Annotated in this window: 8 protein-coding genes; 3 read left to right on the top strand and 5 right to left on the bottom strand. The window is 41.7% G+C overall.

The window, feature by feature from the left end:
* Positions 1-98: 98 nt before the first annotated feature.
* Both L1D51_RS02690 and L1D51_RS02685 read left to right on the top strand, forming a co-directional pair.
* Positions 99-2,222, top strand: a complete 2,124-nt coding sequence (locus tag L1D51_RS02690) for a TonB-dependent siderophore receptor (protein ID WP_055198202.1) — start codon at positions 99-101, stop codon at positions 2,220-2,222.
* Between the two features lie 106 nt (positions 2,223-2,328).
* Positions 2,329-2,649: a pentapeptide repeat-containing protein gene (locus L1D51_RS02685; protein WP_239962541.1), complete on the top strand. Its 321-nt coding sequence runs from the start codon at positions 2,329-2,331 to the stop codon at positions 2,647-2,649.
* Positions 2,650-2,728: 79 nt separating this feature from the next.
* Here L1D51_RS02685 and recA read toward each other — a convergent pair whose 3' ends face one another.
* Both recA and L1D51_RS02675 read right to left on the bottom strand, forming a co-directional pair.
* Positions 2,729-3,775 (bottom strand): recombinase RecA, encoded by a 1,047-nt coding sequence (gene recA / locus L1D51_RS02680; RefSeq protein WP_054560894.1) that lies wholly within the window; start codon positions 3,773-3,775, stop codon positions 2,729-2,731.
* Between the two features lie 58 nt (positions 3,776-3,833).
* A complete protein-coding gene (locus L1D51_RS02675; protein ID WP_054560895.1) occupies positions 3,834-4,331 on the bottom strand; it encodes a nicotinamide-nucleotide amidohydrolase family protein in 498 nt (165 codons plus the stop codon).
* A 21-nt stretch (positions 4,332-4,352) separates the two neighbouring features.
* On the opposite strand from L1D51_RS02675, the gene mutS reads away from it, so the two are divergent.
* The gene (gene mutS, locus L1D51_RS02670) at positions 4,353-6,926 is read left to right on the top strand and encodes a DNA mismatch repair protein MutS (RefSeq protein WP_239962532.1); all 2,574 of its coding nucleotides are present in this window, start codon (positions 4,353-4,355) and stop codon (positions 6,924-6,926) included.
* A 103-nt stretch (positions 6,927-7,029) separates the two neighbouring features.
* Here the strand turns inward: mutS and rpoS are convergent, their stop codons facing one another.
* From rpoS to L1D51_RS02655, 3 genes are read right to left on the bottom strand one after another with little or no spacing between them, the layout of a single operon-like run.
* Positions 7,030-8,013: an RNA polymerase sigma factor RpoS gene (rpoS, locus tag L1D51_RS02665; RefSeq protein ID WP_054551147.1), complete on the bottom strand. Its 984-nt coding sequence runs from the start codon at positions 8,011-8,013 to the stop codon at positions 7,030-7,032.
* A 60-nt stretch (positions 8,014-8,073) separates the two neighbouring features.
* Positions 8,074-8,898 carry a peptidoglycan DD-metalloendopeptidase family protein gene (locus L1D51_RS02660; RefSeq protein ID WP_055021015.1) on the bottom strand — a complete coding sequence of 275 codons (825 nt, stop codon included), beginning with the start codon at positions 8,896-8,898 and terminating at the stop codon, positions 8,074-8,076.
* A gap of 42 nt (positions 8,899-8,940) precedes the next feature.
* Positions 8,941-9,519: a YqaA family protein gene (locus L1D51_RS02655; protein ID WP_054551145.1), complete on the bottom strand. Its 579-nt coding sequence runs from the start codon at positions 9,517-9,519 to the stop codon at positions 8,941-8,943.
* Positions 9,520-9,522: the final 3 nt, after the last annotated feature.

Raw genomic sequence — 9,522 nt, 5'->3', positions numbered from 1 at the left:
ATTATTCACTTAAACAGAAAACCTTAATTGCAAATTATTTTCATTTAGATTAAATTACGCATTAATTTCACTATTCATTGAACTAATTGGAACTTTGCATGTCATCAACAAAATTTTTGCGCTTATCTCAATTAAGCCTTGTGACCTCAGCACTTTTAAGTGGCCACGCTTTTGCAGAACAACAAAAAGAAGAACAAGCAATTGAAAAAATTGCCGTGTATGGCCAGCATCATAAAAACTACATCACTGAAGAAGCACAGTCAGCAACCAAATTAGGGCTAACAATTAAAGAAACACCACAGTCAATCTCTGTTGTTTCACGTGCGTTAATGGATGACTTCTCACTCGATAATCTAAACGCTGTACTTGAAAGTACACCGGGCGTCACTGTTGAGCAAATCGAAACTGACCGTACTTATTTTAAAGCTCGTGGTTTTGAGATCACCAACTTCCAAGTTAATGGCATGGGTATGCCGCAAGACAACGGTTCAATACAAGGTACACTAGATACTTCTATTTTCGATAGTGTTGAAATTGTACGTGGTGCCAATGGTTTAATGACAGGTGCTGGTAACCCATCAGCAACAGTCAACATGGTTCTAAAGCGCCCTACTTATCAAACGCAAGTAAATGCGTCTGTATCGTATGGTTCTTGGGACAATAAGCGTTTAGAGCTTGACGCTTCAACTGCTATCAACGAAAACCACGCTGTACGTGCGGTATTCACCAAGCACAAAACTGAGTCATACCTTGACCGTTACGAGCAAGATAAAACAATTTATTACCTAGCCTACGAAGGCCAGCTAACTGACAGCACAGTAGTAACTGCAAACTATGTAAATCAAAAGAAAGATGCTGATAGCCCACTGTGGGGTGCCTTACCGCTTTATTACAGCGATGGTTCAGCAACAAACTTTGACGCTTCAACTAGCACAGCGTCTGATTGGTCATACTGGAATAACACAACTGAGCAGCTGTTCTTATCAATTGAGCAAGCAATCACCAATACTTGGTTCTTAAAAGCAAGCTACGCGCACTTAGAAAATGAGCAAGATTCTGAGCTTTTCTATGTTTACGGCACACCAGACAGAGAAACAGGTCTTGGCCTAACTGGTTATGCCAGTGAATATGACCACAAAGATAAGCACGACATTTTAGATATCTACGCAACAGGTAAATTTGATTTATTTGGTATGGAACATGATCTGTCGTTTGGTGTAAACCAAGCAGATATGGATAACAAAGATAAATCATTGTATGACTACACTACAGGCAATGGTTTCCCTGCAATGCCTGAGCTAGGTGGTTGGGACGGTGTTGCGCCAGTACCAACACTTACTGATGGTTTAACAGGTGCTGATATCACTAGCCGTCAACGCTCTGCATATATTTCAACACGCATTCGTGCAACTGACGCATTCAGCATTTTAGCAGGTGTGAGCCAAGTAAATTGGGAAACTGAAGGTGCCTCTTACGGCGTTGCAAAAGACAAAGATAGCGACCAAACTGTGCCTTACTTCGGTGCTGTGTATGATATCAACGAAAGCTTCTCAACTTATGCAAGCTACACAGAAACCTTCGTACCGCAAACAGAGCGTGACATCAATGGCGATTACTTAGATCCAATCACAGGTAAAAGCAGTGAAATTGGTGTGAAAGCTCAGCTACTTGATGACGATTTATTTGTAACTCTTGCCTACTTTGATGCTAAACAAGTTGGCCTTGCCGTTGCTATCCCTGATTCATTACCTGACGACACTCGCTACTATGGCGCAGATGGTATTAACAGCGACGGTATTGAAGTAGAGCTTAGTGGTCAAATCAACGAAACACTAAGTGCAAGCTTCAGCTACAGTAATCTAAACATTGATGGTGATGAGTTAGTAAAAGACTACACACCTGAAAACCAGTTCAAACTTGCTGTAACTCATAAAGTGCCTGAGATTGATGGTTTAACCTTTGGCCTAAACTATCGTTGGCAAGACGATACAAAGCGCGTACAAGTGCGTGATGCGGCAACAAATGCTGCACTTATTACCACAACGCAAGATGCGTACGGCCTATTAAACCTAATGGCAACATATGATATTAACGACAATATGAGTGTTAACTTAAACGTTAATAACGTGACCAACGAAAAGTACATCCACAGTCTTTTCTGGGCTCAAGGTTATTACGGCGCACCGCGTAACTACTCAGTGTCTTTCAACTGGCAACTATAATTTTATAAAACAACCAGTTTTAAGCTTTAAGTACATTAAAAGCCGCATCATATGCGGCTTTTTCATGAAAGAGTTGCAAGAGTAAAGTTAGCGAGAGTAAAGCGTTTTGAAGCGGTGCAAACCGCCGTTACAGGAGCAGGCAGTAGTTTGTAGCAGCGATTTTATATCGCGTTTAATCACTACATTGTTGGTGGTATTCAATGGTTTCGTTTCGCTTTTAGCTGTCAGAACACTCGATAATGCCTGTAACTTTCCCCTTGCTAACTTTACCCTTTCTAACTTTCCCCTTGCTAACTTTACTCTCGCTAACTTTACTCTCGCTAACTTTACTCTCGCTAACTTTACTCTCGCTAACTTTACTCTCGCTAACTTTACTCTCGCTAACTTTACTCTCGCTAACTTTACTCTCGCTAACTTTCACCCATAAAAAAACCGCTAACTGTGTAGCGGTCTTTTTTATGTTAAGTGCGGGTCAAATCACGCTTAACTGTACTCTTTTGCGATGTTTATAGCTCGTCTTCAGCTAATAGGCCTGCATCTTCACCATCTTCTGGTTGTTCTGTTGCCTGAAGTAATAGCATCTCACGTAACTTACCTTCGATCTCATCTGCGATCTCTGGGTTGTCTTTTAAGAACTTAATTGAGTTTGCTTTACCTTGACCAACTTTGCTGCCATTGTAGCTGTACCAAGCACCTGACTTTTCAACAATCTTATGCTTAACACCTAGGTCAATTAACTCGCCTTGTTTCGAAATACCTTCGCCATACATGATGATGAACTCAGCTTGTTTAAACGGCGGAGCAACCTTGTTCTTAACAACTTTAACGCGAGTTTCGTTACCAACAACCTCGTCGCCTTCTTTCACAGAACCAATACGACGAATATCGATACGTACTGAAGAGTAGAATTTAAGTGCGTTACCACCTGTTGTTGTTTCAGGATTACCAAACATAACACCAATTTTCATACGGATTTGGTTGATGAAAATACAAAGTGTGTTTGAACGCTTGATGTTACCTGTAAGCTTACGTAAAGCTTGTGACATTAAGCGAGCTTGTAGACCCATGTGTGAGTCACCCATGTCACCTTCGATTTCAGCTTTAGGTGTTAAAGCTGCTACCGAGTCAACAATCACAACATCAACTGCACTTGAACGAACTAACATGTCACAGATTTCTAATGCTTGCTCACCAGTATCTGGTTGAGAAACAAGTAAGTCATCAATGTTTACACCCAATTTTTGTGCGTATACAGGATCTAGAGCGTGCTCAGCATCTACGAATGCACAAGTTTTACCTTGCTTTTGAGCTTCAGCGATAACTTGTAAAGTAAGCGTTGTTTTACCTGATGATTCAGGACCATACACTTCAACAATACGACCCGTAGGTAAACCACCAATACCTAGTGCGATATCGATACCTAGTGAACCAGTTGAAATTGCTTCAATATCTAGGGCTTTATTGTCGCCCAGTTTCATAATTGAGCCTTTACCAAATTGACGCTCAATTTGTGATAAAGCAGCGTCTAAGGCTTTTTGTTTGTTATCGTTCATTCTGTTCTCCAAATCCGGCTAATGCAGACAGTATACTGTATGAAATCACAGTATCAAGCTAATTTTCAGATTTTATCAATTCAATTATATTTTTTAATGAGTAAACAATGGCTTGCAGTCTAACTTCAGCTCGATCGCCAGAGAAAACTTGCTGACTTGGGTAGTTTTGACCAGCAAAATGAATGCAAAACCATACTAATCCCACAGGTTTATCCAGTGTTCCACCACCGGGGCCTGCTATCCCCGAAATAGCTATTGCGATATCTGCATTTGCAGCTTTTGCTGCCCCCGATGCCATTTCAACAACGGTTTGCTCACTCACCGCACCAAAGCTGTTTAAGGTTTGCTCGCTAACGCCAATGAGCTCATGTTTTGCTTGGTTACTATAAGTGACAAACGCTCGGTCAATATAATTAGAGCTGCCTGGGGTATCGGTTAGTGCATAACTCACTCCACCACCAGTGCATGATTCTGCGGTAGTGATCCATAAGCGTTTATCCGTTAAAATAGCTCCTAATTTCGCAGCAAGTGTTTTAATCTCTTGATGTAATTCCATATTCAGCCTTTGGGTAAATACATGTCGTTTGATCTTTATGCACCGCACACTATAAAACAACAAACCCCTATGATGCAGCAGTATCTAAAAATAAAAGCCGAGCATCGGGATATTTTATTGTTTTATCGTATGGGCGACTTTTACGAACTTTTCTTTGATGATGCCAAGCGTGCAGCGCAACTTCTTGATATTTCTCAAACCCATCGAGGTAAAGCCGGTGGCGACCCCATTCCAATGGCGGGCGTACCCTATCACGCAGTCGAAAACTATTTAGCTCGCCTTGTACAAATGGGTGAGTCAGTAGCTATTTGTGAACAAGTTGGTGACCCAGCGACTAGCAAAGGCCCTGTTGAGCGAAAAGTTGTACGTATTGTTACACCAGGCACAATTTCTGACGAAGCGCTATTACAAGAACGCCAAGACAACTTGCTAACCAGCGTTTGGCAAAGTAAACAAGGCTTATATGGTATTGCTTATTTAGATATTAACTCTGGCAGATTCAATGTGTTAGAAGTTAATACCGACGAAGCATTTAGCTCAACATTACAGCGTTTAGCCCCTGCTGAGCTGCTCTATAGTGAAACATTTGCAAATGTGCATTTAATTGAACATATCAAAGGCGCACGTCGTCGCCCGGAATGGGAGTTTGATTTAGATACAGCCCAGCATTTACTGTGTGACCAATTTGGCACCAAAGATTTAGTTGGTTTTGGAGTAGACAAAGCACACGCGGCTTTAGTGGCTGCAGGCTGCTTAATGCAATACGTAAAAGACACTCAGCGCATAGCCCTGCCGCATATTCGTGCAATCACCCTTGAGCAAAACGAACACGCGGTGATCTTAGATGCAGCAACTCGTAAAAACCTTGAACTAACTGTTAATTTATCGGGCGGTTACGAAAACACACTTGCACAAGTACTTGATAAAACAGCCACAGCTATGGGTTCACGCTTATTAAAGCGTCGTATTCATACCCCTGTGCGCAGCAAAACAGAGCTCAACTCTCGACTAAACGCAATTAGTGCAATTATCGATGCGCAATTATGTGGTGAGCTACAAGAGTCATTAAAGCAAATTGGCGACATTGAGCGTGTTATTGCACGCCTAGCACTTTGCACAGCACGCCCGCGTGATTTAACGCGCCTACGTAGTGCACTGCAAGCTCTGGCACCATTACACGAATTACTTTTGGACGCCAACGATCCGCGTATTAGCCAAATTATTGCAAAGTCGCAGCAATTACCTGAGCTACAAGACTTACTAGAACGTGCTGTCATCGAAACCCCACCGGTGCTTATTCGTGATGGGGGTGTTATTGCCCCAGGTTATAACAGTGAGCTTGATGAATGGCGTGCCCTAAGCCAAGGTGCTACCGATATTCTCGAAAAGCTTGAAGAGCGTGAGCGTGAACGCACAGGCATTAGCACCTTAAAAATAGGCTATAACAAGGTGCATGGCTTTTTTATTGAAGTAAGCCGTGCTAATTCACATTTAGTTCCTGCGGATTATATTCGCCGTCAAACGCTAAAAAATAATGAGCGTTATATTATTCCTGAGCTTAAAGAACACGAAGATAAAGTACTTGGTAGCCAGTCAAAAGCGCTAGCGCTTGAAAAACAGCTTTACGAGCAACTATTTGAGTTTATTGCTCCGCACATTGAGCAGTTACAAACAATGGCAGCTGTTTTAGCAGATTTAGATGTACTGAACAATTTAGCTGAACGTGCGCAAGCGCTCAATTATGCTAAGCCAACACTGTGCGATAACGATAATATCAGTATTAAACAGGGTCGCCACCCAGTGGTAGAACAGGTAATGAAAGACCCGTTTATAGCTAACCCTGTGGAGCTTAATAACGACCGTAAAATGCTCATTATCACAGGTCCAAATATGGGTGGTAAATCGACCTATATGCGCCAAACTGCACTTATTGTTCTAATGGCTCACATTGGTTGTTACGTTCCTGCTGATAGTGCAGAGATTGGTAATATTGACCGTATCTTTACACGTATTGGCGCAAGTGATGACCTAGCATCAGGACGCTCAACCTTCATGGTTGAAATGACCGAAACAGCAACAATTTTAAATAACGCCACAGCGCAATCACTAGTCCTGATGGATGAAATTGGTCGCGGTACTTCGACCTATGATGGTTTATCGCTTGCCTATGCAACGGCTGATTACTTAGCATCAAAAATTGCCGCTAAAACCTTATTTGCCACCCACTATTTTGAGCTAACCGAACTGGCCGAACAAAAAACAGGGCTGGTAAATGTGCACCTTGATGCCATTGAGCACAACGACACCATTGCCTTTATGCATACCGTGCTTGAAGGTGCAGCAAGCAAGAGCTTTGGTTTACAAGTTGCTGCCTTGGCTGGTGTACCAAAAGCGGTGATCCAACAAGCAAAACAAAAGCTTAAAATGCTTGAGAACCATCAATCTGTTACTGCTCCTATTGAGCAGCAACAGCAAACGTTAAGTTTTGATGATGAGCCTTCTGAGCTTGAATTAACCTTAAAACAGCTTGATCCAGACAGCTTAACGCCAAGACAAGCACACCAACTACTGTATCAATTAAAAGATTTACTGTAGTGCAATAAAAGAGCTATAAAAAAAGCTGACGTAATGTCAGCTTTTTTGTGTGTTCTGAACCCGTGGGTTCGATACCCTTGATCAGGTATTCATTGTTGTCAAATCAGGTGAATTGGTCGAATAGGCTATCTGTACTTAAACCTTCGTGTTGCAAAATGTCTTTTAAGCGACGTAATGCTTCCACTTGAATTTGTCTTACACGTTCACGTGTTAAGCCAATTTCACGACCAACATCTTCAAGGGTTGATGGCTCATAGCCTAGTAAACCAAAACGACGAGCAAGTACTTCACGCTGTTTCGGGTTTAACTCTCCAAGCCAATCAACAATGTGCTTGTTGATGTCATTATTTTGTACTTCGCCTTCTGGACCATAGTCTTTTTCATCGGCGATAATATCTAATAACGCTTTGTCATTTTCACCGCCGATAGGTGTATCCACCGAGGTGATTTTTTCGTTTAAACGCAGCATCTTAGTGACATCTTCAACTGGCTTATCTAAGCACTCTGCAATTTCTTCTGCGGTTGGTTCATGGTCAAGTTTCTGCGTTAATTCACGGGCTGTTCTTAAATAAACATTAAGCTCTTTAACCACGTGAATAGGTAAACGAATCGTACGTGTTTGGTTCATGATGGCACGTTCAATGGTTTGACGTATCCACCAAGTTGCATAAGTTGAAAAACGAAAACCACGTTCTGGGTCAAATTTCTCAACGGCTCTGATAAGGCCTAAATTACCTTCTTCAATAAGGTCTAGTAGCGCAAGGCCACGGTTGTTATAGCGGCGGGCAATTTTCACCACTAAACGTAAATTACTTTCAATCATTCGCTTGCGAGAGGCTTCGCAGCCTTTCAGTGCTTTTCGAGCAAAATAAACTTCTTCTTCTGCGCTTAGCAGCGGAGAAAAACCAATCTCACCAAGATACAGCTGCGTAGCATCTAAATTCTTGGCAACTTCTTCTTTTGCAAAAATTTCATCTTCGTTGTCGACTTCTTCAAGTAATTCAGAAGACTCTTCTTCGACTACCGTGTCATCAAATTTATCGTCAATCGCGTCAGTTTTTTTCTCTAGTTTTGCTGTGTGACCCATAAGCGTCCTCCCGAGCAAATATGTGATTGAGCTAAATCACTTTATCAATACCCTAAATGGCTAAGGTAGATACTTAGCAGGATTGACTGCTTGACCCCGATAACGAATTTCAAATCTCAAAGCCGTAACCGAAGAGTCTGAACTGCCCATTTCTGCTATTTTCTGCCCTGCCTTTACTTCCTGTTTTTCCTTTACAAGCAACTTTGAATTGTGCGCGTAAGCGCTTAGGTAATCATCATTGTGTTTCAATATGATTAAATTACCGTATCCCCTCAATGCGTTGCCCGCGTATACCACAGTTCCATGTGCAGCAGCTAAAACAGAAGCCCCTTGTTTATTAGTGATCTGTAATCCTTTAAAGCCATTCTCTTTGTTAGAGAAGCGTTTTGTGACTTTACCTTTTGCAGGCCAGCCCCATACAACTTTAGCATTAGAATTACGCTTTTTTTCACTAATTATTTTGTTGGCTTGTTTCTGAACATACTCTCGTTGTTTTGGCTGATCAAGCCCTTTCTTTAATTTTTTGTTATTTTTTTGTATAGAAACAGTAGACTTTTTACTCGAATTCGTATATTTTTTCGTCTTTTTTGATTTTTGTGCCGATTTTGTGAGCGAAATACTCTGCCCAGGGAAGATGGTATAAGGTGCTGGAATATCGTTTATTTTTGCGAGGGTTCGAAAATCTTGCTGAGCGCTAAAAGCAATTGAATACAAAGTATCGCCCTTTTTGACTACATATTTTGAGCCCGAGATATTTACTTTGCGTGTGGCGGGTTTAACTTTATTATCTAAACTACTAACCGGTGCCGGTGCTTCGCGAGAAGTACAACCAAAGAGCAAAATACTAAGAAACAAAGTAACATAGACTGTTAACTGCCTGCTCATCGTAAAATGCTCCTTATCGTACTAGTTTAATGGTTTTACGGGTTATCGTAGTAAAAAGTACGCAACCACAACTAAAACAACTAATCCCCAGCCAAGCGCTTCAACATATTGACGTAATTTTTGCTCCATTTTAACGCCGCCCCACTTCATTAAAGCCGACACTAAGAAGAAACGCGCGCCACGACCTATTGCCGAGGCAATTAAAAATGGCAAGAATGCCATTTGCATCAAACCTGCACCTATGGTGAAAACCTTATAAGGTATAGGAGAGAAGCCCGCTAAAAACACCACCCATACACCATAGTTTTCAAACCAACTTAGCGCTGTGTCAAATTTAGCTTGCCAACCCATTTGCGCAATCAGCGGTTCAACTACCGGTTCGAATAACCAAAAGCCAAGTAAATAACCTAAAATACCACCAATCACTGAAGCAATAGTCGTAAAGCTGGCAAAGCGCCATGCTTTATCTGGCTGAGCAAGCGACATAGGGGCTAGCATGACATCCGGTGGCACCGGAAAAAAAACAGATTCAGCAAAACTCATCCCTGCTAAATAACGCTCCGCATGACGGTGTTTAGCCCATACCAGCGCCATATCATATAACTTAGTAAACAACTTCAAAGT

This window comes from Pseudoalteromonas shioyasakiensis, from assembly GCF_022398475.1.
GTDB lineage: Bacteria > Pseudomonadota > Gammaproteobacteria > Enterobacterales > Alteromonadaceae > Pseudoalteromonas.
Note: the sequence above shows the minus strand (reverse complement) of the source record. Positions and strands in the feature narration are given on the sequence as shown.